Origin of the sequence: Methanimicrococcus hacksteinii, from assembly GCF_032714515.1 — an archaeon.
Taxonomy (GTDB): domain Archaea; phylum Halobacteriota; class Methanosarcinia; order Methanosarcinales; family Methanosarcinaceae; genus Methanimicrococcus; species Methanimicrococcus hacksteinii.
In genome coordinates this window covers 19,370-40,157 of sequence record NZ_JAWDKC010000001.1, presented here as the reverse complement: position 1 = coordinate 40,157, position 20,788 = coordinate 19,370, and the positions used below count along the sequence as shown (strand labels likewise).

The following is a 20,788-nucleotide window of genomic DNA, read 5'->3' as shown; positions in this document are numbered from 1 at the left end:
CATTGACATGCAGCATAAGCTGCGGCCGGATTATTTTTTGCCGAACGGAAGTTTGGCGCGGAGTCCGGATGATTCGCTTGTCTGAGGTCGGGCCTGCAAGAAGCCGGCTTCAATCAGCAAGTCTTCGATAGCGTCGTCGGGCATGACGCCGGAGCGTTCGGCTTCAAAGCTGAGAATAATTCTGTGTCTTAAAACGGGGTAAGACATGGCGATAACGTCTTCTTCGGAGACGTAATTGCGGCCGTGGACCAAGGCGCGGGCTTTGGATGCCAGGATGACGGCAATGGAGGCACGCGGAGAAGCGCCGTATTCGATGGCGCCGCCGTCACGGGTGCGCATAATCAGTTTGATTGTTCTTTGTTTCAGTTCTTCTGAAATCGGAATGTCGCGGGTCAATTTCTGAAGGCTCACCAGGGTTTCTTTGGAGATGCCGCGTGATGTTTCGGGTGTTGTCTGCGCTGTGTAGCGGTTGACGATTTCAAGCTCTTCGTTGTAATCGGGATACGGAACCAGAATTTTTAAGAGGAAACGGTCGAGCTGTGCTTCGGGAAGCGGATATGTCCCTTCCTGCTCAATCGGGTTTTGTGTTGCCAAAACGAAGAAGGGTTTGTCAAGCGGATAGGTGTGTCCGGCAACGGTCACCTGTTTTTCCTGCATGGCTTCTAAAAGCGCGGATTGTGTTTTCGGAGAAGCACGGTTGATTTCATCGGCCAAAACGATGTTTGCGAAAACGGGACCTTGTTCGAATCTGAAAGTTTTGTTGCCGCCGTGTTCTTCCACGATTGTGGTACCGGTGATGTCGGCGGGCATTAAGTCAGGCGTACACTGAATACGGTTAAAGGAAAGGTCGACGACTTTTGAAATGGTGGAGATGGTTAATGTTTTGCCGAGACCCGGATTACTTTCCAGAAGGGCGTGGCCGTTGCACAAAAGCGCGATCATGACTTGTTCGACGACTTCTTCCTGTCCGACGATTACTTTTCCGATTTCTTCAAAAAGCGTTGAAAAGATTTTGTGCGCGTTCTCATAGGTTTTTAAAAGAGCGGGATCAACGGAAGGCTCGGGTTCTCTGTAAATGGTCGTCTCGGGCGCGGTTGTCTCGGGCGCGGGTGCCTGGGAGGCAGACGAAGCAGACGAAGCAGAAGCAGCATCGTATGATTCTGATTCGGCTGCAAATTCCGGCTCTTCTGTTTGAACAGAGGCGTCATCAAAACTGTCGTTTGAATAGCTGTCGGTTGTTTCAGTGTATTCGGGTTCCATTTTATTTTTCTCCGGTATTTGTCATCGGGTTAATTTGATTGAAATGATTGTTGTAAGTCGGATTAAATGATTGAATGAATTTGATTGAAATGATTGTTGTAAATTGAATTAAATAATTGGATTCGTTTGATTGGGTTGTAATTTGATTGTTTTTAAACTTGAAACTGATATATGAAATAAATAAAAGGAAGTCAGCTGTTTTCAGCGACTTTCTCAAAATAATCTTTTATAATGTCCTGATAGCCTGCCGGCAGATTATCGTAAAAGTGCTGCGAACTCAGGCTTTCGGGGGGATATGGTTTTGAAGGAGTGAAATTGTTTTCGGAGCCTTCCAGCATATCGCCGGGACCCATGCCGGCACCGGGCGGAAGCGTGATATCGATGTCAACGCCGGGGGCGTTTGCAATCGGCGGGGCTTCTGTCGGGATGCTGGAGGAGTTGTTTGAAGAGGTGTTTTCTTCGATAATCGGGGGCTGTGTCAGTGATCCGTTCGGGAATTTGTCTAAAATGTCACCGGGCGAAACGGGTGCGGTGAAGCCGGTAAAGAAAATCAGGCCTAAGAAGAGGCAGGCGGCAACGATTGCGCCCAAGCTGTACGCCAGTCTTTTTTTGTCCAGCAAGTCCGTTGAAGAAACGCCTTCCACATCGCTTGAAACAGACCGCGTCAGCTCAACGGCGATGAAATTATCGGAATCGCGGTTGTCATATGCGGTTTTCAAACGGTCTTTGAGTTCGGGATAAGTTTCTTCGACAACATCCTGTGTGTTTCGGCGCTGAGGAGCTGTTTTTTTAACGGCTTTGTAGATTCTTTTTCTGTTTCTGTCAACCAGTTCCAAAATCAGCAGTGAAATCAGACAGACGATAAAGAACAGAAAAATCGTTTCATAATTCACGGTGAAGAAAGGAATGTCCGGCGATAAACCGACATAGGGTTCCGTCAGCGGAATGAGTTTAAAGATTTCATCTAAGTTGAAAAAGACGGCAATCAGAAGAATAATCAGTGAGATTGCCAAAAATTCCAGGAGGTCATAAATCGTTCGATAACGACGTATAACCGAATTCATTTTACGCGTAAATATTTCAAGATCCAAGACGATCACATCTTTTGAATTCGTTTTGCACAGTTTCGTTTTTTATAAAGGATATATTGATAAAATCGGCATGTTGATAATTAATTGATATATGAATAACAACCGATATACGGATAAATCAATATACGGACAAAATCGATATATTGATAAGATAATATTCTACAATTAACAAATATATCCGAATTAAATATTTAAAACTTTATGTAAACGAACTCTGATTTTGATAATATATAATATATTGAGAGAATGAAGCAACAATCATTTAAATGTTATGTGGTGTATTTTGACGATATCTGCCGATTTTGACAAAAAAATGAAAATTTAAGCATAAAATAAAAACACGTTCTAAATGAAAACAAACAAATGTTATCATAAATGAAAAGAAAACGGCGGCAAAATTGCAATATTTAAATAATAAAAATTTCAGCGGTCAGAAATGAAAAAAGAAATCGTTGTTTTAAGGCTCGGCCACCGGCCGGAAAGAGATAAACGCATTACGACGCACGTCGGCTTAACGGCCCGCGCGCTCGGAGCTTCCGGAATGCTTTTGGCATCGGACGACCAAAAGATTACCGACAATATTGAGGAGATGACCGGCCGCTGGGGCGGCGACTTTTTTGTAAAAAATAATGTCAGTATGTTTCAGGAAATCAAAAAATGGCAGGAAAACGGCGGCAAGGTCTGCCATTTATCCATGTACGGCATCAACCTGCCGGATGCCGTTCCCGAATTAAAGAAAACGGACAAACTTATGATTATCGTCGGCGCCGAAAAAGTCCCCGGCGAAATTTACGAACTTTCCGACTGGAATGTTGCCGTCGGCAACCAGCCGCACTCGGAAGTTGCAGCGCTTGCGGTTACGATGGACAGAATTGCAGAATCAGACCCGCTGGAAGCGATTTTTGAAAACGCGGAACTGACAGTGATTCCGACGGCGAAAGGAAAAAACGTGATTCATGACAATGAACTGAAAGAAAAAAACAGAAACGACTGATTTCTTTTTTTTAATTATTTAAAAATTAACAACAAAACGAAACATCTTTTTTTATAACCTTTCAAACCCGAACCCCCTCTCCCTGTCAATTAAAAAGATAAAAACGGGGTTCGTTTTTCTTTAACTTTTGAATAAAACGATGTTTCGATTTGGAAAATATTCGTTTAATCCTATGAACCGCCCCTCCAATCTGAATTTTGTGAGCGAAGCGAGCAAAATGAAGATTGGAGATGGACCAAATGATTTCAATTAAAATGGAAAAACGATTTTTTTAAATACGCTGCTGCCTGCATCTATGTGTACTGCTGTTACTGCCTGCACTGGGGATGCGTTTCCATGTGTATCATCTCATTTTTAGCACATCCGCTCGCTACGCGAGCGTGGGCACAGCTACCTTGCCGATTCCGTTTGCGCTCTTGCCGATTCCGTTTGCGCTGCTACCTTGCCGATTCCGTTTGCGCTGCTACTTTGTCGATTTTGTAAATACAGTTGCAGACTTGCCGGCCTGTTTGCTGCTGCCCGCCGCTGCCGCCTGCCATCCGCCGCACGCGAGCTGCACCATTTTTTAAAAAAATCAAAAACGACCCTGTTTTTTTGAATAATTAAACAATCCATTCATTTGATTCGTTTTCGTGTTTGAGCCATGTATTTTTCTTTTTCGCCGGGCGTTAATTTCTCAATCGAATAGCGGAGCATTGTTCTCGGCATTTCTTCGGCGTGTGTGTCCAGGAATTGAATAAGGATGGATTTGTCTTTTTTGCCGGCTTCGCGAAGCATCCAGCCGGTGCATTTGTGAATCAGATCGTGTGCTGCGGGAAGGAAGTGTTCGCACAGATCTAAAGTCGGCTGATAAATGCCGCTTCGGATGAAAGCGTGTGTTATCATTACCGAAATGCGCTGTTCCCAAAGGTTTTCGGATTCGGCCAGTTTCCGAATTGTTTTTGCGCCGAGCGTGTCGGGTTCGGTTTCTAAAAACCATTCCCCGAGAATGTAAGAAGCGGAGCTGTCCGTTAGGTCCCAATTATTGATAAATTTGAGGTGATCCAAATAAAAGGCGACGATTTCTTTTTTCTCGCGCATGGATTCTTTTAAATTTGTGTTTGATTCGATATTCGGTTTCAGTGCGTTGTGTTTTGCCGGTGATTTTCGGCAGGCTGCGTTATACTTTTCAACCAAAATGAAAAGAGCGGTTTGGCGATGTTCGTGAATCGGGGATTTTAACAAAACGGACGTTTCCGAAAGAGAAACGTCAGGATATGATTTTTTGGCAGCCGCCCGCATCTCGGGAACGGAAATTCCGATGAAAATGTCGCCTTCACCGTATTCGCCGGGACCGGTTTTAAAATACCTTTGCAGGTGCCGGGCTTTTTCGGGATTGGCGATTATTTCCAAGTCCGCTTGAATTTCCTCGGCGGCCAGAACTGTCAACCGTAACCGTTTTGGCATAATCATTTTTCCTTGAAATTTTTGTTTTCCAAAACCAGCAGCTTATGTTTGACATCCGTTCCGCCGGCATAGCCGACAAGTTTTCCGCTGCTGCCGATGACGCGGTGACAGGGAATAAAAACGGCAATCGGATTTTTGTTGTTCGCCATCCCGACGGCGCGGCAGGCTTTGGGATTTCCGGCCGTTTCGGCGATTTCTTTGTACGTTGCCGTCTCGCCGTAAGGAATTTCGCAAAGCGCGGCCCACACTTTTTGCATAAACGGCGTTCCCGCCGGCGCCAGCGGAAGCGTAAATTCTTTTCGGGTGCCGTCAAAGTATTCCTCCAATTGTTTGAAAGCTTCGGCAACAACCGGCGGGACATCGGAACTTGCCGTAAAATCACGGCAATTTTCTCCGATTTTCGACAAATCATTTTCAAAAACGGTTTTTGTAATTGATCCGTCCTTTCCTTCAATTCCAAATTTACCGATGACTGTTTCCTTAAAATAAATCATAAATCCCGCCTCTTTCGCTTTTATTTCCCGTTTCTGTTATGTTTTTGTTATGTCTGCTATGGTTTCATGTTATGTTTTCATGTTATGTTTCCATTTTAGGATTGTTATGGCTTCATTTTAGTTTTTATTTAACTTTAAAATCATTGTTTGATTAAAGGAGATTTTAAAATATAAGTGTTAGACAAGGCCGGTGAAAGTAATAATACACATTCACAGGAATGCGAAAATAAGATGAAAGATAAAGACAAACAAAAATAAAACGAAATAGAAACAAACCGAAAACGAATCAGAAGCAAATCAAAAAGAAAATAGAAGCAAATCAAGAAACGAAACAGAAACAAATCAAAAAAGAAATAAGCAAACCAAAAATGAAATAAAAGCAAATCAAAAACAAAATACAAACAGAAAATGAAATAAAAGCAAATCAAAAACAAAATACAAACAGAAAATGAAACAGAGGCAAACCAAAAACGAAAATAGAAACAAATTAAAAATGAAAATAAATAAAACAAAAATCAAAAAGAAAATAACGCCGTGAAAAAACTTCAATGCTTAATACGAAGCCGAAGCCGCGTCGTAAGCCGTTTGAATCAGTCTCAGCCATGTGTTCAAAGCCGAGCGCAAGGAGATAATATCGCTGCTTTGAATGTCCAAGACAAGCCCCTCTTTTTCCAAGGAAAGCGAAACAACGGAACGGTCTGAAATGGATTCGTCGGTTTCGGGGAGGAGGCTTTGATAAATATCAGAAATCAGTTCCTGGGTTTCCGATGTCAGCGAAAAGCGGGCTTGAGCTTTCATGAAAAACCCTCAGTGGTTGGCCAAATCTGATTTGATGCCTTTGACATACAATCTTAAAAATAAGCGGTCGTTGGAATAAAAGTCCAGGCGGTCGTCCTGCATGTAAAGACGGCGGATGTACGCTTCATTGGCCTTGGGTTTCGGACTGCCCTTCATAACCCACGGGACAGCGCGAACCTCATTTTCCGGCAAACCTTCCTTTTTGGTGTGTTTAAACAAATCCGCCAGCGATTCGGGCGGAACGACCAAACCCTTGCCTTCCGTCATAAACATATTCAAAAATGAGAAAAGCACTGATGAAGGCGATCCGTAGAAAATTCTTTCACCGTATCGAAGTTCAGCCTGCGGAACGGATTCAAAAGATGTTTCCGAAAAACGCAGAGATAAAAATAATCGGCCGGAAGGATCATAAAAAGTTAAACTTCCGGGATTGCCATGATACTCCCCGACGACGACTAACACAGAGCCGCTTCCCCGCTCCAAAACCTCGGTCATGGACATTTTGCCGCGCGTCATATACGCCGCGTCACAAAAAAGAGCCAGCTTTTTACAAAGAATCTTGGTTTTAAAAGAAGGCTTACGGGAAGATGTCAGAAGCATCATTATTACTCGGCCTTGATTCTTTTAATGGTTGCCGGGCGTTTTTTAACAAGAATTCTGTGACCACAATAGAGACAGCGGACACCTGCATTTTCATAGTCGATGTCAATTTCTCTTTTGCAATGGGAACAATAATAAGACAAATAAAGTCACCTTTTTAATTCGTTCAAAAGTTGAATTATAATTTAATAATTAATTTAATAATTAATTTAATAATGAATTCAATAATTGATTTAATTAATGATTTAATAATTCAACATATAAAATTAATGTCAATAAGTCAAAACAGCAAAGCCGGACACAAAGTCAGACTCTGCCGATAAAAAGAAGGAAGAAACAGATATGGCTTCTCACAGCCGCTGTTTCCTTATTCTTCGTCTTCTTCTTCGTCCAGGAAATCGTAGTGGTATTTCATGGAGCTGTCAGAAAGCGCATTCTTCATTGTGTTCTGGAATGTCTTGCCGACTGCTGTCTGGGGAATAAATGTGCCGCCTGCAAACTTAAAGCCGCATTTTTTGCATTCCCAGATGCCTGTTCCGATTCTTCTGACAGACGGGAGGTCACATTTTGCACAGGTGTGCGGTCCTCTTGTACGTCCTTCAAGATCGGCGACGAGCTTTCTGTCTCTTCTGCCGTATCTGACACCAAATCTGCCTGCAGATCTGGAAACTTTACCTTTGCGTGAGTTTTTTCTAACCATAATGTTTCACCTAAATTAAAAGCGCTGCACAGCGCAATCATTTTGAAAATTTAAACTTTGACCCGAAAAGCGGACAGAGCCGCGCATTTCAGATCAGCGGGTTAAATGTGTTAAAACAAGATTCAACCTCTTATAGAAAGATGAGATAAATATCTTTCCCTTAATTCGGCTCCCTTCTCCCTGGCGAGATTCACCATTTCCATGACTGTCTCGGGAAGCAAAGGTTCTGCGCCGCTTTTCTGCATACCGGAAAGCGCGCCTTCGTTTTCCGTAATGATTGTGAGTTTTGTGTCACAAACGATTTCTTCATCCAATGTCGGATCTAAAATCAGCGTGTTGTCAATACTGAGAACGGTCACGCCGACCGGAATGTTCTGCATCGGCATCGGAATGGATTCAAAACCGTTTTCCTCGTCGGCCGGAATAGTCGTCGTCATCAAAGCCGCGATTGCCGCCAAAGATGATGCATCGATAATGTTTCCGGCATCGTTAATCACACTGATGTCAACAAAAACCATCCAAACGAGTTCTTTTTCCCGAATGCAGAGCTTTTCCAAATCAATGGAATGGGATTCGCGGATTCCGCGGTCAACGATTCTGGACATTTCAATGGAATCTTCTTTCGGCGGGCCGGCTTCAAAGTCGGGAGATGCCAGCGGATTCATTTCCATGCCGGTCATAATAATGCCCAAGTTGGGCGAATCCGGGAAAGGCGTTCCCTTCTGAAGTTTAATGCCGACCAAAACTTTGGTTTCGCCGTATTTGACATAAGCGGAACCTTCGGCTTTGTCAATGACATGCGTTTGGACGGAAATGTCGCGCATCTCCTGAAAACCGCGGCCGTCAGAACGTTTGCCTTCGACAATTAAATTGTGAATATAATCCCTTTTCAAAGCGGAAATCACTTCACTGACCATAATTATTCCTCCTCCTCGTCATCATCATATTCATCAATTTCGCCCTCGGAATCGTTTTCAGAATCCGTTTCGCCTTCAGAATCGTCATCTTCCGAATCATCATCAGACTCGTTTTCTTCCGAATCATCTTCAGAGTCGTCGTCATCGATTCCGTCTTCATCAATTTCATCGTCAGAATCATCATCAGATTCTTCGTCAAAATCATCCGCTTCAATGACAAAAACTTCGGTTTCAGCGTCGTCGAAATCGTCTTCATCATCATCAAAGTCAGCGACGAAATCTTCAATTTCTTTCAAATCGTCGGCGTCCAGCATTTCATCGTCTTCAATGACAACAATATCCAAATCATCATCAAAAAGATCTCCGTCGTCCAAATCAGCATCCGTGCTGCAGGATTCGGTTTCATAATTGCGGATTAACGCGGACACGTCTTTGGCGAGGCGTTCGGAAACTTCGGCAACGAAAGCATTGATTTCATCTTCGCTGAGTTCTTCGTCTTCGAACTCGACGGCGTCGTTTTCATCTTCCGAACCGTTTTCGTCACCATTTTCATTACCGTTTTCGTCGCCGGATTCATCGTCACCGGATTCGTCGATTTCTTCCTCGATTTCGGCAATGTCGTCTTCGTCATCGTTCATCACGGACGCGAATTTCTCTAAGAGCGCCGCCTTCTGAATTTCAAGGACTTGGCGGCAGCCGTTTTGAACAAGCGCCATCGCTTCTTCGAATTCGGACGGCGTTAAATGTCCGTCCATCTGAATCAATGTGATTCTGCCGTCTTCGGTCATGGCAATCGGCAAATCGGCTTCGCCGTAATTGTCTTCGGGTTTGTTGAGGTCCAAAACAATTTTGCCGCCGACTTTTCCGGCAGCGCAGGCGGAAACAAGTCCGCGCATCGGGATACCCGCATCGACAAGCGCCAAAGAAGCGGCGTTGATTGCGGCCGTTCGTGTTCCGGCATCGGCCTGAAGCACTTCGACAAAGATGTCAATGGCGGCTTTGGGATAATCTTCTGCAAAAAGAACGGGTTCGAACGCTTCGCGGCTGACTTTTGAAATTTCACTGCTGCGGCGGTTCGGTCCCGGACGGGCACGATCTTCCACGGAGAAAGACTGCATATTATATCTGTAGCGAATCACGGCTTTGTTGGGCAGCTGCATGCGGCGCGGGTGCGCTTCGCGGGGCCCGTAAACGGCGGCCAGCACTTTGTTTGCGCCCCATTCCAAGTAACAGGAACCGTTGGCGCGTGACAAGACCCCGATTTTTATACTCATCGGGCGGATTTCGTCGGGTTTTCTTTGGTCTGTTCGAAGACCGTTTTCATCGAAAAAAACCACATCGGTTTGGTTTGAGCTCATTTGAATTTCTCCAAAAAAATAAATTTGATATTAGAATGTTGATAGAATGTTGAGTGATTTATATTGGAATTTCACATCAGCGGTCGGATTTGTCGCCGCCGTAAACGGGCGGATGCGTAAAGAAGACGCTTTTGTAGCAGGAACAGTTTTCCTGTCTGTATGCTTCGGGCTGTGTTAAGCGCGGCCGTCTCGCGGGCACCGTTTTGCCGGACCCTGCAGGCGCAGTCTGTTTGCTTTGAATAAAGTCAGGACCGACCGTATCGTCTTCGGCGGAATCGCCGACAGCGACAAGCTTTCCGGAAGCCGGAACCAATTCGGACCGGGATTCGGTTTCATTTTCTTCCGAGTCGGTTTTTTTGCTGCTTCTCGATTTTTTCGGAAGTTTTTCCTGCATTGCTTCGGCAGATTCGATGACTTCGGATCCGTCGCCTTCAATTGCAGCTTCGCCTTTCTTCTTTCGAAGAACGGTTTTGGCCGTTGATTTTGATTTGGGGACGGTTTTGGAAGCTGTTTTAGATTCTGCTTTAGATTCTGTTTTAGATTCTGTTTTAGATTCTGTTTTCGAATCGGTTTTTGCTTCTGAACCTGTTTCTGCATCTGCTTCGGAGTCTGCCTTTGCTTTCGAATCGGTCTTCGATCCGGCTCTTGACCTCTGTTTTGAACCGTTTGCTTCAGCTTCTTTCTCGCCGGAATCCTCATCCGCTTCTTTGATTTTTGAAGCGTCTTTGGGTTTCAACCCGGCCGCCTTATACTGCGCGTCAATAAATGCGGCAGTCAGGTCGGTCAGTCCCGGGAGACGCGCGTCTTTTTCGATTTTTTCCAAAGCGCGCATCAAGATATCCATGTCTGTCGAATCGCCGTTCATCCAGATTCTGCCGTTTCCGCCGACAAAAATGTCGCAGCCGGTTTTGGCTTTGAGCATGGAAATCATGGCGCCGGAACGGCCGATGATGCGCGAAACTTTCGAGAAAGGCACTTCAAAAAGGCGTCCTTTCGTCAGTTTCCGGCAAATCGGGTCTTTGTAGGTCAATTCGATTTTCATTTCCGGATTGACATCCGTCACTTTCAGCAAAACCGTATCGCCGATACCGAAGTGCTGCGTCATTTCTTCCGAAGGAACACGCACCGGATATTCCGTAACGTGCAAAAGCCCTTCATACGGGCAATTAATGTCAAAAATCCAATTGGATGATGTAACGACTGTCACATATCCGATAATCAGATCATTTTTTTTCGGCATATAAGGGCCGGAAAGCGGATGCACGGAAAGTTTTCCTTTCTGCGCCAAAAGTCCGCACACGGAAGCGTAAACTTTTCCGCCGGAAATATATGTTCCCGTACCGGAAAGCGCCGGGTCGTCGGCCAGCAGTTCTCCGGGTATTACAATTCTTTTTTGATCCATTCTATCCTCTGTTCGTCCTGTTTGAGTTTTATACCGTACGTTTTAATCATTTTTATAGTCTTTCACGAAAAGAAGAAAAAGACGGCGAAAATAAAAATCCGCCCGATAAAATCGAATATTAAAAAGTCAAAAATGAGATTAAAATAATTTAAAATTTTCAAAAAACACGGGTGGATTTTGATTGATTCATTTAAATTGGTGCGGCTCGCGCGGGCGGGAGCGGCAGAAGCAGCAGGTGCAGCGGAAACAGCAGGTGCAGCGGAAGCAACAGGTACAGTGGAAGCAGCAGGTGCAGCGGAAGCAGTGAAAGCAGTGGAAGCAGCAGAGGAAGCAAGTCTGCCAATCGGCAACTGTATTGACGGAATTTGCAGCAGCTGCGGCAAGCGGAATCGGTAAGGTAATCTATGCTCCCGTTCGCGAGAGCGTTCGGATGTGATAAGAAAGAGCATATGCATATGGAAATGCACTCCACTTACTGTCAGAAACGCAAACTAATGGCACTAACTGATTGATGACACTAGCTGATGGCACTAACTGATATTGATACATCCCGCAATAAACGGACAGACATCACTCACAGAAATCGAAAAACTGACAAAAACGGACACTGGAAATCTGAAAAATTAAAAAAACAAAAAAAGAAGTAAAAGAAATAAAAATGAAAAATGAAAAATGAAAATGAAAATGAAAAATTAATCTTTTGACGGCGATTCGTCTTTGATTAATTTTGTTTCCGCTTCGCCTTTTGTGATATGATTTAAAAGAGCGTAGAAATCGGTTTGCATACCGGCAGGGATTCGAATCACTGCAATCCACGAACCGTCGGACTGCCATTCGTTTTTGAGCATTTTCCCGAACGCTGAAACATCGCCGAAAGCTTTGGGCGCGTAAAGCGGGGGAATTCTGACGGCCACGCTGACTTCTTCAAAGCGGATCGGAATGAGCGGGCGAATCGCTTTCATCGTGATTTGAACAAGCTCGTCAACACTTTTCATCGGATCAATATTGACTTTCGCCTCTTCCATCGCAATTTCAATGCGCTGCGGCGGGTGCGGCGCCATTGTCTGCGGATTGACGGCGTTTTGAGAAATAAACGTGACAACCTGTTTCCTTTTTTCTTCAAGGAAGCGTTTGCGCTGTTCTTTTGTCAGCTGAATTTCGCCGTCCTTTAAAATAACGGCGGCGATTTGAAGAACATCGTCGGTCTGAAACGTTGAAACCAAATCGGAATCCGCGATCTTATCACCGCGGCTCGCGTTTTCAAAAACAGATTCGACTGCCAGAATGTCGGCAATATTGATTTCGTCCCCGCGCTTGTAAGCGAGCGCAAGCTCCGGGTCAACGAGAATTTCGAATTCTTTGCTGCCTTTTTTAATATGAGCCGTGACGGCATCGTCCAGTGAAACCATAAAAATCAGTCCTGAAGTTTTTTTGAATTTGAATGAATTATAAATTGAATTTGAATAAACTGCAAATTTGAATTTGATTTAAATTTGATTTGAATAAATTTTGAATTTTTATAATATTTAGGTTTGACTTCGTTTAAAGCGTTTCGGTATTTCAAAGCGTTTTTCAATATTTCAGCGATGAAAAATTGAAAGACAAATGAAACATCGTTTTTTCAAATTTCAAACAAAAACGAACCCTGTTTTTTGTTCAATTTTTTTAAAAATTCTTCCCGGATTTTTTTTCGGGGTTTATTGAGGGTTCGGGTTTGATTCATTTTTCAAAACCGATGTTTCGGTTTGAAACAAATACAGCAAACCCCACTCCAAATTCCGAATTTTGGACGGCGCGAAGCGACGGACAAAATCGGAATTTGGAGAGGTTTTCAAAAAATGAAAATTTAAAAGAAAAACATACGAATTTTAAAAAGATTAATGATAATATTTGATTTGTGTTTTCGTTGAATTCGTGGGACGAATCTCCAACTCCTCCTAACGCTTGCTGCGCTCACGAAACTCGTCGTTGGAGGTGATTGTTTGGGGTTTTCGATAATTTTTCAAAAGAAGAAACATCGTTTTTTTTCAATTTTCAAAAAACGAACTCCGATTTTTGCTTGAGCTGCATTTAGGGCATTGTTTTTCCGGTTTTATCGGGAGTTCGGATTTGTTTGATTTTCAAAAATCAATGTTTGTTTTTGAAGAAGAAATGAAAATAGAATAAAAATAAAGAAAAATAAAGAAAAATAAAGAAAAAAAAGAAATGAAAAAATGAAAATAGAAAAAAATGAAAAAGAAAATTGAAAAAATGAATAATAGGAAGATGAAAATGAAAAATAAAAAAGTCAATGAAAAATGAATTTGAAAGAAAAATTAGAAAAAAATGAAAATAAAAAAATGAAAATAGAAAAAATGAAAAAGAAAATCCCGATTAAATATCGAGATCTGTCTCTTTTGCGCCGTCTTCGGCAGCGCTGTCTTCTTCTGTTTTCGGATATTTCTCATAAATCTTGTCAGCGAAAACTTTGACGTCGTCGGTTGTCAATTTCTTGAAATCTTTTTCGGCAACGGTGATGATTCCGACCTCAAGCGTTTCGGGTTTGAATTTGCCGTCTGCGGCTTTGTAAAGCGCTTCGACGCCGAGCAAAATCGCATCGTCCAAAGACATATCTTCTTTGTAATCGGATTCGAAAACTTCAATGACGGGCGCTCTGCCGGATCCGATGGCCGTTGCTTTGTATTCCAAAAGCGCGCCGCTCGGGTCTGTTTCAAAAAGTCTGGGCGTGTTGTCTTCAACGCCGGCAATCAAAAGAGATGTTCCGTACGGGCGTGTGCCGCCGTATTGCGTAAACGTCTGCTTGTGGTCGCAGATTTTCTTGGAAATCACTTCAACACCAATCGGTTCGTCATAAGAAACGCGGTTGATCTGCGCTTCCACGCGGGCGCGGTCGATGAGTGCGCGCGCGTCGGCGACAAGGCCGGAAGTGGCAGCGCCGATGTGATCGTCAATCTGGAAGATTTTCTCAATAGAATTGGCTTCAATCAAGCGGCTGGAAACACGCTTGTCCACCAATAAAACGACGCCTTCGTTGACTTTAATGCCGACTGCCGTTGTTCCTCTTTTGACAGCTTCTCTGGCGTATTCCACCTGATAGAGGCGGCCGTCCGGACTGAAAACTGTACTTGCGCGGTCGTACATTTGAGGGGCCATATCTTTCATAATTTTAAGTCTCCTGTTTTTAATTTATTCTTGTTTTTAGTTTTTAATTTGTTTTTAATTTTTAAAATGATTTAATTTTAAATTGATTTAATTTAAATTTAAAATATATTAAGTAGGATTAATAAGTTGAATTTAAGTTTATTGATTCAGTTTTGATTCGGTCTGCCGATGATTGATTAATTTCCTTTCTGCAGAAACTTTGTCTGCGCGCCTTTTACGGTTCCGGAAACACCGGCCGTTCGAACAATCACTTTTTGTCCGTCAATCATTGTCATGAACGCCAAAACGCCAATCGCCTGTGAAACGGAAGTGTGCCGGCATCTGACGATTCCGACATTATTCTCAAAACCGAGAACAGAAATGCCGCAAACCGCAAATCCGACATCGCCCAGAACAGCGCAGCCCGCCTGAGAAACGGCGGAAATAAAAGCGTTTCTTTGAACAGGAAAATCACTGATGATTTCAACAGCAATGTATCTTTTTCGTTTTCGAAGTGACGGTAAGAGCGGTTCCAAATGAATACACCTGATTTAGAAATAATACAGATAAAAGGAACATAAGGGGATTTAATCGTTTTGTTCAAAATCGAAACAAACTGCTGAAAACAGCCGAATTTTGTTTTTCATAATAATCATAACAATATAAGTTATAGAATGAGATAGAATTTGAAGCTTATAAATATATCGATATACGACCGACATACGACCGATATACGACTGATATACAACGGACATACATTCGAAAGAATTAAGCATCAATATCCGCGTCTTCAACAATTTCAACGCCCGTCATTAAAAGCTTCCCGGATTTTTGTTTTTGCCGGCGCTCAATGATTTCCGCAAAATATTCCGAAACGGCAGAAACGGTTTCATCCCGTGACAGACCGAGCAGCGCTCCGAAAGCTTCGGACTCATACGGCCCGCGGAAGTCATAAAACGAACCGGCGCCGCTGAACAATAAAACCGGAACGCGGTATTTTCGAAGAATCGGAATCATTTCCATGCAGTCCGAAAACAATTTGCTTCGGCGGTAGCCTTTCGTCTGCAAAAACGGATATAAATCAAATGCAAAAACGGTTTTTTTGTCTTTCGCAATTTTTGCAACAATATGATTGATCGGGCCGGCGCTGACATGCAGACCGGATGCGTTAGATCCGTTTCCGTTTTGGGATCGTCCCGCCGAATGCGAATACGATACGGGAATGATTAAATCCGCTTCAAGAGATTCCGCTGCGGCGCGAATCACTTTTTCATCGGAAGAGCGGACGGCAATAATGTCAGCGTTCGGCCTTTCTTTTCGGATTAAAGAATAAAGCGTATTTTCATTGTCGGCTTCAATTTCAGCGCCGCGGTAATAACGGATGCCGCTGTTTCCGGTATTGTTCAAAAGCATTTCACAGACATCATTAAAACCGGATTCTGTTCTTTCTGTTTTATCCGTTCGTCCTGTTTTATCCGTTCTTTCCGTTTTATCTGTTCGTTCCGTTTTGCCTGTTTTGCCGATTTTTTTGAAAATAATAATATCTGTTAAACCGAACCTTTTGAAAAATGAATTGATTTCTTCCGTAAATGAAAAAAAATCTTCGGAATCAAGCCCTTCGGCCGCCCGTGAACAAAGATCTTCGATAAAACCGGCGGAAACAAAATCAAACCGGCGTTTTGCCTGAGATTCTGACTTTCCGGAATCAAAAATGTCCGCCGTATTTTCATTATTGGTTGCCGCATCTGCTGCATTTTTGTTATTTGCTGCCAAACAATTCCTCCACGATGGGGCCTGCTTTTTCCCATGATTTCGGATAGGTTTCAATTTTGACGCGGACAAAAATCGCGTCGGATGATTCGGTCAGTTTAAGTTTGCCTGCGGCTGCCGCCTGTTTTGAAAAACGCATGTAAAAGTTCAGGTCGTCGTCCAAGCGTTCGGGCATTTGTTCGCGAAGTGTTTCCAAGTCTTCGTCGCTGATGTTTTCTTTGAAAAACTGAACGAATTTAGAACAAACGCTTTTCTTCTTGAGAACGGCGGTTTGAATGGTAATCGGATTATTGAAGTGCCCTTCGGTCTCGATTGTTTCTTTCAGATCACAAAGCTGATCTTTCGGAGACAGGCAGGGTGCCAAAAAAAAGTCCAGAGTTGAATCAACTCCGGACAAATCTTCTGTCGCGTGCGCAATGACGCGAAAATTGATATGATGAATCAATCACTTTCCTCTGTTCATGTGTGCGCGAAGGCTCGGTCTGTTCTTTTCAGAACCGTTTCCGCGGACCATCAAACCTCTGCCTTTCTTGCCGGCGCTGGTCAGACCGCGCTGGGCTCTTCCGCGGTTTGCGGGTTTGCAGATCCAGTTCAGGCGTTTGTCGCTCTGAATAACGGGGTGGTTGGGGTCGACGAGAATAACTTCGTACCACTTGAATTTACCGTCCTGAGCAACCCAGTAAGAGTTGAGGACTTCCATGTTCGGATATTTGCGTCCGGCACGTTCTTCACAGATTCTCTGGATGCTTTTGCCGGCAGTAATTTTATTCATACCCATGTTGTGTGTACGTCTTCCGCGGATGTATCTGGACTTTCTGAGACCGCCGCGTCTGACTTTGACACGTGCGACAACGATGCCTTGCTTGGCTTTGTAGCCGAGTGATCTGGCACGGTCGATTCTTGTCGGTCTTTCGATTCTTGTAACAGAACCTTCTTTTCTCCAAGTCTGGAGACGTTCCCATCTGAGTTCGTCCACGTAGGTTTCGTCCGGCTTTTTCCAGGCGTCCCTGACGTATCCATAGTAAGATTTTACCATTTGTGTTTCACCAAAATTTTATAGTTTCACGGTTCAGCCGCACTTTTCCTGCGGCCACATTCCAACGGGACGGATCCCGAAATGAAACATGCGACATATCCGTTCATTGCATTTAAAGGTTTTTAAAAGAAAGAAGCGAAAAAAGAAAAAAGAAAAAAGAAAAAATAATCGGAATCATAATCGGAATCATAATCGAAATTTAAGAATTCGATAACGAATACAAGAATTGAATTTTGATTTATTGGATTTAGATTATTGAATTCTGATTTTAGAAATTTCCCGAATCAAACGATTGAATTGAGGCGGTTTGACATCAAATTGGATTTTGTTTTTTCCGCTTAAAATCGCTTTTAAAAGCATTCCGGCCATGATCGGAATTGAAAGAATAAATGAAACCAACGACCATTTACCTTTGAACGAGCGATAAAAGTCTATGCCGCCGAGCGCCGACAATATGAAGATGCTGAGAGCCTGAACAAACAGATCGGGATTTGCAATATCAAACAAAGCAACAGCGATAAACGCGATTGTTCCCGAAATAATGAAACAGATATAAAAAACGGAAACAAAATAAATCAAAACCATAAAAAAACTCTTTAGAAGAATTTTAAATAAATGATTTTTATTCGGCAAAGGATTCGTTTTCGACAAGAAATCCGTTTCCAAAGGATAATTTTGTTCAAAATCAATTCTGCTTTTCATGATTTTCCCACCGATTAATGTAATGAACAATTGTCCGTGTGTTGTATACAATATCTTTATACATAAGATTAATCCCGCTGAGCTGAAACAGGAAATATAATGCCAGCGAACAGATTGATGAAATATTATCCAGCAGAATAAACCAAATATTATTTTCCTGCCCGAACAGATAAGCAATCTGAAGCAACCCGAAAGAAGATGCCATGATAACGGAAGCACCGATAAATCCGACGAAAACAGATGTTAAAACGATAAACAAATAGCTGAACCCGCTGATTGCTGCGTGGAAACAAAGCTGTTTATACATCTGAAATGTCATAAAAACAAGAATAAACAGATCAAATATAACTCTGCTGAAATTTTTAAAAAACGATTTTTTAAATACAGGCAGGTGATTAATATTGATTTTATGACTGAAAATAAAATAAACGAAAATAACGAAATAAACAAAACAGACAGAATAAATGTCGAACTCGATCAAAACGGCATCAAAACAAACAAAGAGATCGACATCTCAAAACTCAAAACCGCCGGCGATATTCTCAAAGAATTGAAAATCAACGAAGAAACAGCGCTTCTGTTCTTTAAAGGAAATCCGATTCCGTTTGATGAAAAGTTTGAGAAAATGATTGAAGAAATCGGAATCGAAAACATTCATGACGGCGATTTCCGGGTTTTAAAAGTTATTTTTGATGAATGATTTGTTAACGAATATTATGAATTTTTAATGTTTTTATGAATTCTTGATGAAACGATGAATGAATCAAAAAGGTTAAACGGTGGGAAAGCCATACATAGAAAATCAATTCAGATTATCAATGTTATTATAAAGGTATGATTAAAAAATGACAGAACCTCCGGAAAAATCGGAGAAGCTTGTTTTTATATTTGACATAGACAGCCTCCCCGAAAATAAAATTTCCCTGTTTTTTAAAAGAAGTTTAACGCCTTCAAAAATCGAATGTCCGCTGTATCGGCTCACACATGATGCAAAAGGATTAAAGAAAGAAGTTGCCGACTACATGGAAAAGTTCGGCCTTCCGTATGAAATCCTTTATCGGGACGAGTTTATTAAAAAGTACGAAGGGTTTGAAATATTCGGCCAATTCAGAATGGCCGACGCGACTTATCCGTCCGTTTACATTATTGTCGGAACTGAAAAGGAAGAGCGCCAAGTCTATGAATTAATCGCCGCGCGGTATTTCAACAGATGCGATTCGCTTTCCTGTTTCGGCCGCGTCCTGGAACGCAAATACGAACAGTTCAAAGAACTCGGGCCCGACGAATTTAAAAATCGGAACCGACCCGATTACAGACCGGACAATTCCGATGAAGTCGACGAAAAAGAAGAGAAAAAACAAAAAATCGAAAACGCTCATCAGAAAATCGTGGATATGGAAAATGAAATGAAGAAAAAACAAAATGAATGATTTGCTGATGATATGAAGTATCATTAAAACGAATTTATTAAAAACGGATTTATTAAAAACGGAATAAAAACAAAGTTCAAATAAAAAGCGGAATTCAAACAGAATCCGCTAAAAGTGAAAATGCTAAAAGTGAAAATGCTAAAAGTGAAAAACGCTAAAACGAAATTTGTTAAAAGCAGATTCAATTGAACAGATTAAAAAACGGAAAAACAAACAAACTATTTTTGATTCATTATGACAAAATCGAAAAGATTAACCCTTGATTTTTACGCCCGCGACGTTTTGGAAGTGGCCCCTGATTTGATCGGAAAAATCCTTGTGCGCCGCCTGCCGACGGGTGAAATACTGCGGCTTCGGATTACCGAAACGGAAGCTTACCGCGGCGAAGAAGACACAGGCTGTCACGCGAAAGCCGGCAAAACGAACCGAACGGTCGTTCTTTACGGACCGCCCGGACGCACTTATGTCTATCTTTGTTACGGCGTCCACCATTTGATTAACGCGGTCACGGGAAAAGACGGGCAGCCGCAGGCAGCGCTTCTGCGCGGTCTTGAAGGGAATTACGGACCCGGCCGGCTGACAAAAGCGATGCAGATCACAAAAGAACTGAATGATGATGATTTGACGACATCCGAAGAAATCTGGATAGAAGACGATGGAACGAAACCCGAATACGTCACCGGAAAAAGAATCGGTATTGATTACGCCGATGATCATTACAGAAATATCGAGTGGCGGTTTACGGCGCCGAGCGAAATTAAACCGAAGAAAACGGTGAAAATTAATTCGAAACAGACAGCGGCAAAAAAACAGCAGCAAAGAGCTCAAAAAGGAAAGAACGAAAAGAAATAAAGAAGGCGAATGGTGAATGAAAGAAATAATTCAAGAAGAAGCAGAAAAGTTTATCGAAAATTACTGCCGCCGGAACGGTATTTCAAATATTTGGCAAACACCGATGATTCGATATGCCGACGCATTTCATCCCGAAATCCGAAACCTCAAAACAATTGTTATGGAAAATCATTACATGCCGGAGGACTTTTTGGAGAAGCCGACGGTTATTCTTACATATTACCTGCCTTTCATCCCCGAAGTTGCCGCAAGCAATCTTGGAGACGGATTCGCTTCCGAATGCTGGGCAAAAGCCTATCAGGAAACATATAAGTTATCCAATGAACTCAACGATCATCTTGTCCGAATCATCAGCGACACAGGTTACAGGGCGGCGGTTCCGGCAAATGCGAGTTCGTTCAGTGATGATGTTTTAAAAAGCCGATGGTCCCATCGCCATATCGCTAAAGCTGCCGGACACGGCACATTCGGTATCAACCAAATGCTGATTACAGAAAACGGCTGCTGCGGAAGATATTACAGCATCATAACAGATTTGCCGATAGAAGCAGACAGCCAACCCGAAGAAGAATACTGCCTTTACAAAAGAAAAGGAAGCTGCGGTATTTGTGTCAAACATTGTTTTTCAGGAGCATTGACTGCGGAAAAATTTGACAGATATAAATGTCACGAAACAACATTGAAAAATGCCGCAATCTATAATGGTTCGACAATTTGCGGGAAATATGTTGTCGGGCTCCCCTGTTCTTTCAAAAAACCATAAATGCGGCAAAATTGCGGAAATGGAGGATGCCGAA

26 protein-coding genes are annotated in these 20,788 nt (G+C 42.7%); 7 read left to right on the top strand and 19 right to left on the bottom strand.

Annotated elements, in window-relative coordinates; translation table 11 throughout:
- Positions 1-30 precede the first annotated feature (30 nt).
- Together MmiAt1_RS00220 and MmiAt1_RS00215 are read right to left on the bottom strand one after the other, a co-directional pair.
- Positions 31-1,260, bottom strand: coding sequence for an AAA family ATPase (locus MmiAt1_RS00220; protein WP_318784903.1), 1,230 nt, complete (start codon positions 1,258-1,260; stop codon positions 31-33).
- 191 nt (positions 1,261-1,451) lie between these two features.
- Positions 1,452-2,273, bottom strand: a complete 822-nt coding sequence (locus tag MmiAt1_RS00215) for a DUF7502 family protein (protein WP_318784902.1) — start codon at positions 2,271-2,273, stop codon at positions 1,452-1,454.
- 514 nt (positions 2,274-2,787) lie between these two features.
- Between MmiAt1_RS00215 and MmiAt1_RS00210 the strand changes: the two genes are divergently transcribed.
- On the top strand, positions 2,788-3,345 hold the full coding sequence (locus MmiAt1_RS00210; protein WP_318784901.1) for a tRNA (cytidine(56)-2'-O)-methyltransferase: 558 nt from the start codon (positions 2,788-2,790) through the stop codon (positions 3,343-3,345).
- A 338-nt stretch (positions 3,346-3,683) separates the two neighbouring features.
- Positions 3,684-3,914: a hypothetical protein gene (locus MmiAt1_RS00205; RefSeq protein ID WP_318784900.1), complete on the top strand. Its 231-nt coding sequence runs from the start codon at positions 3,684-3,686 to the stop codon at positions 3,912-3,914.
- Positions 3,915-3,960: 46 nt separating this feature from the next.
- Here the strand turns inward: MmiAt1_RS00205 and MmiAt1_RS00200 are convergent, their stop codons facing one another.
- The 9 genes from MmiAt1_RS00200 to rrp4 all read right to left on the bottom strand — a co-directional run bounded on the left by MmiAt1_RS00200 (position 3,961) and on the right by rrp4 (position 11,060).
- On the bottom strand, positions 3,961-4,791 hold the full coding sequence (locus MmiAt1_RS00200; protein WP_318784899.1) for a DNA alkylation repair protein: 831 nt from the start codon (positions 4,789-4,791) through the stop codon (positions 3,961-3,963).
- A 2-nt stretch (positions 4,792-4,793) separates the two neighbouring features.
- Positions 4,794-5,285, bottom strand: a complete 492-nt coding sequence (locus MmiAt1_RS00195; protein ID WP_318784898.1) for a methylated-DNA--[protein]-cysteine S-methyltransferase — start codon at positions 5,283-5,285, stop codon at positions 4,794-4,796.
- Between the two features lie 552 nt (positions 5,286-5,837).
- Positions 5,838-6,083: a KEOPS complex subunit Pcc1 gene (locus MmiAt1_RS00190; protein WP_318784897.1), complete on the bottom strand. Its 246-nt coding sequence runs from the start codon at positions 6,081-6,083 to the stop codon at positions 5,838-5,840.
- Between the two features lie 9 nt (positions 6,084-6,092).
- On the bottom strand, positions 6,093-6,686 hold the full coding sequence (locus MmiAt1_RS00185; protein ID WP_318784896.1) for a Brix domain-containing protein: 594 nt from the start codon (positions 6,684-6,686) through the stop codon (positions 6,093-6,095).
- Between the two features lie 2 nt (positions 6,687-6,688).
- Complete coding sequence (locus MmiAt1_RS00180; protein WP_133516650.1) at positions 6,689-6,826, bottom strand: DNA-directed RNA polymerase subunit P; 138 nt, start codon at positions 6,824-6,826, stop codon at positions 6,689-6,691.
- A 224-nt stretch (positions 6,827-7,050) separates the two neighbouring features.
- Positions 7,051-7,383 carry a 50S ribosomal protein L37ae gene (locus MmiAt1_RS00175; protein WP_318784895.1) on the bottom strand — a complete coding sequence of 111 codons (333 nt, stop codon included), beginning with the start codon at positions 7,381-7,383 and terminating at the stop codon, positions 7,051-7,053.
- Between the two features lie 122 nt (positions 7,384-7,505).
- Positions 7,506-8,306 carry an exosome complex protein Rrp42 gene (rrp42, locus tag MmiAt1_RS00170; protein ID WP_318784949.1) on the bottom strand — a complete coding sequence of 267 codons (801 nt, stop codon included), beginning with the start codon at positions 8,304-8,306 and terminating at the stop codon, positions 7,506-7,508.
- Positions 8,303-9,658, bottom strand: coding sequence for an exosome complex exonuclease Rrp41 (rrp41, locus tag MmiAt1_RS00165; protein ID WP_318784894.1), 1,356 nt, complete (start codon positions 9,656-9,658; stop codon positions 8,303-8,305). Before rrp41 ends, rrp42 begins: the two co-directional genes overlap by 4 nt.
- 76 nt (positions 9,659-9,734) lie before the next feature.
- Complete coding sequence (rrp4, locus tag MmiAt1_RS00160; RefSeq protein WP_318784893.1) at positions 9,735-11,060, bottom strand: exosome complex RNA-binding protein Rrp4; 1,326 nt, start codon at positions 11,058-11,060, stop codon at positions 9,735-9,737.
- 177 nt (positions 11,061-11,237) lie between these two features.
- On the opposite strand from rrp4, the gene MmiAt1_RS00155 reads away from it, so the two are divergent.
- Positions 11,238-11,456 (top strand): hypothetical protein, encoded by a 219-nt coding sequence (locus MmiAt1_RS00155; protein ID WP_318784892.1) that lies wholly within the window; start codon positions 11,238-11,240, stop codon positions 11,454-11,456.
- A gap of 296 nt (positions 11,457-11,752) precedes the next feature.
- Here the strand turns inward: MmiAt1_RS00155 and MmiAt1_RS00150 are convergent, their stop codons facing one another.
- The 8 genes from MmiAt1_RS00150 to MmiAt1_RS00115 form a co-directional block, all read right to left on the bottom strand.
- The gene (locus MmiAt1_RS00150) at positions 11,753-12,469 is read right to left on the bottom strand and encodes a ribosome assembly factor SBDS (protein WP_318784891.1); all 717 of its coding nucleotides are present in this window, start codon (positions 12,467-12,469) and stop codon (positions 11,753-11,755) included.
- Positions 12,470-13,433: 964 nt separating this feature from the next.
- A complete protein-coding gene (gene psmA / locus MmiAt1_RS00145) occupies positions 13,434-14,222 on the bottom strand; it encodes an archaeal proteasome endopeptidase complex subunit alpha (protein WP_420891254.1) in 789 nt (262 codons plus the stop codon).
- 176 nt (positions 14,223-14,398) lie between these two features.
- Positions 14,399-14,737: an Rpp14/Pop5 family protein gene (locus tag MmiAt1_RS00140; RefSeq protein WP_318784890.1), complete on the bottom strand. Its 339-nt coding sequence runs from the start codon at positions 14,735-14,737 to the stop codon at positions 14,399-14,401.
- A 232-nt stretch (positions 14,738-14,969) separates the two neighbouring features.
- On the bottom strand, positions 14,970-15,974 hold the full coding sequence (locus MmiAt1_RS00135; RefSeq protein WP_318784889.1) for an RNase P subunit p30 family protein: 1,005 nt from the start codon (positions 15,972-15,974) through the stop codon (positions 14,970-14,972).
- On the bottom strand, positions 15,961-16,416 hold the full coding sequence (locus tag MmiAt1_RS00130) for an RNA-binding domain-containing protein (RefSeq protein ID WP_318784888.1): 456 nt from the start codon (positions 16,414-16,416) through the stop codon (positions 15,961-15,963). The genes MmiAt1_RS00135 and MmiAt1_RS00130 overlap by 14 nt, the downstream gene beginning before the upstream one ends.
- A complete protein-coding gene (locus MmiAt1_RS00125; RefSeq protein WP_318784887.1) occupies positions 16,417-17,007 on the bottom strand; it encodes a 50S ribosomal protein L15e in 591 nt (196 codons plus the stop codon).
- Between the two features lie 252 nt (positions 17,008-17,259).
- The gene (locus tag MmiAt1_RS00120; RefSeq protein WP_318784886.1) at positions 17,260-17,592 is read right to left on the bottom strand and encodes a hypothetical protein; all 333 of its coding nucleotides are present in this window, start codon (positions 17,590-17,592) and stop codon (positions 17,260-17,262) included.
- Between the two features lie 100 nt (positions 17,593-17,692).
- Entirely contained in the window at positions 17,693-17,968 is a 276-nt protein-coding gene (locus tag MmiAt1_RS00115) for a hypothetical protein (protein WP_318784885.1), read from the bottom strand.
- 150 nt (positions 17,969-18,118) lie between these two features.
- Here MmiAt1_RS00115 and MmiAt1_RS00110 point away from each other — a divergent pair, with 150 nt between their 5' ends.
- The 4 genes from MmiAt1_RS00110 to MmiAt1_RS00095 all read left to right on the top strand — a co-directional run bounded on the left by MmiAt1_RS00110 (position 18,119) and on the right by MmiAt1_RS00095 (position 20,754).
- Complete coding sequence (locus MmiAt1_RS00110) at positions 18,119-18,409, top strand: hypothetical protein (protein ID WP_318784884.1); 291 nt, start codon at positions 18,119-18,121, stop codon at positions 18,407-18,409.
- Positions 18,410-18,554: 145 nt separating this feature from the next.
- Positions 18,555-19,139 carry a hypothetical protein gene (locus MmiAt1_RS00105; RefSeq protein WP_318784883.1) on the top strand — a complete coding sequence of 195 codons (585 nt, stop codon included), beginning with the start codon at positions 18,555-18,557 and terminating at the stop codon, positions 19,137-19,139.
- A gap of 234 nt (positions 19,140-19,373) precedes the next feature.
- A complete protein-coding gene (locus MmiAt1_RS00100) occupies positions 19,374-19,991 on the top strand; it encodes a DNA-3-methyladenine glycosylase (RefSeq protein ID WP_318784882.1) in 618 nt (205 codons plus the stop codon).
- 16 nt (positions 19,992-20,007) lie between these two features.
- The gene (locus MmiAt1_RS00095) at positions 20,008-20,754 is read left to right on the top strand and encodes a hypothetical protein (protein ID WP_318784881.1); all 747 of its coding nucleotides are present in this window, start codon (positions 20,008-20,010) and stop codon (positions 20,752-20,754) included.
- Positions 20,755-20,788 lie beyond the last annotated feature (34 nt).

What these genes read in the sequence shown, in the direction of transcription:
- MmiAt1_RS00195 (WP_318784898.1), bottom strand. Translation starts at nt 5,285, where the DNA reads ATGATTTATTTTAAGGAAACAGTCATCGGTAAATTTGGAATTGAAGGA.
- MmiAt1_RS00125 (WP_318784887.1), bottom strand. Translation starts at nt 17,007, where the DNA reads ATGGTAAAATCTTACTATGGATACGTCAGGGACGCCTGGAAAAAGCCG.
- MmiAt1_RS00110 (WP_318784884.1), top strand. Translation starts at nt 18,119, where the DNA reads ATGACTGAAAATAAAATAAACGAAAATAACGAAATAAACAAAACAGAC.
- MmiAt1_RS00185 (WP_318784896.1), bottom strand. Translation starts at nt 6,686, where the DNA reads ATGATGCTTCTGACATCTTCCCGTAAGCCTTCTTTTAAAACCAAGATT.
- MmiAt1_RS00210 (WP_318784901.1), top strand. Translation starts at nt 2,788, where the DNA reads ATGAAAAAAGAAATCGTTGTTTTAAGGCTCGGCCACCGGCCGGAAAGA.
- MmiAt1_RS00220 (WP_318784903.1), bottom strand. Translation starts at nt 1,260, where the DNA reads ATGGAACCCGAATACACTGAAACAACCGACAGCTATTCAAACGACAGT.
- MmiAt1_RS00105 (WP_318784883.1), top strand. Translation starts at nt 18,555, where the DNA reads ATGACAGAACCTCCGGAAAAATCGGAGAAGCTTGTTTTTATATTTGAC.
- MmiAt1_RS00100 (WP_318784882.1), top strand. Translation starts at nt 19,374, where the DNA reads ATGACAAAATCGAAAAGATTAACCCTTGATTTTTACGCCCGCGACGTT.
- rrp4 (WP_318784893.1), bottom strand. Translation starts at nt 11,060, where the DNA reads ATGGATCAAAAAAGAATTGTAATACCCGGAGAACTGCTGGCCGACGAC.
- MmiAt1_RS00120 (WP_318784886.1), bottom strand. Translation starts at nt 17,592, where the DNA reads ATGGTTTTGATTTATTTTGTTTCCGTTTTTTATATCTGTTTCATTATT.
- MmiAt1_RS00175 (WP_318784895.1), bottom strand. Translation starts at nt 7,383, where the DNA reads ATGGTTAGAAAAAACTCACGCAAAGGTAAAGTTTCCAGATCTGCAGGC.
- rrp41 (WP_318784894.1), bottom strand. Translation starts at nt 9,658, where the DNA reads ATGAGCTCAAACCAAACCGATGTGGTTTTTTTCGATGAAAACGGTCTT.
- MmiAt1_RS00190 (WP_318784897.1), bottom strand. Translation starts at nt 6,083, where the DNA reads ATGAAAGCTCAAGCCCGCTTTTCGCTGACATCGGAAACCCAGGAACTG.
- MmiAt1_RS00150 (WP_318784891.1), bottom strand. Translation starts at nt 12,469, where the DNA reads ATGGTTTCACTGGACGATGCCGTCACGGCTCATATTAAAAAAGGCAGC.
- MmiAt1_RS00200 (WP_318784899.1), bottom strand. Translation starts at nt 4,791, where the DNA reads ATGCCAAAACGGTTACGGTTGACAGTTCTGGCCGCCGAGGAAATTCAA.
- MmiAt1_RS00095 (WP_318784881.1), top strand. Translation starts at nt 20,008, where the DNA reads ATGAAAGAAATAATTCAAGAAGAAGCAGAAAAGTTTATCGAAAATTAC.
- psmA (WP_420891254.1), bottom strand. Translation starts at nt 14,222, where the DNA reads ATGAAAGATATGGCCCCTCAAATGTACGACCGCGCAAGTACAGTTTTC.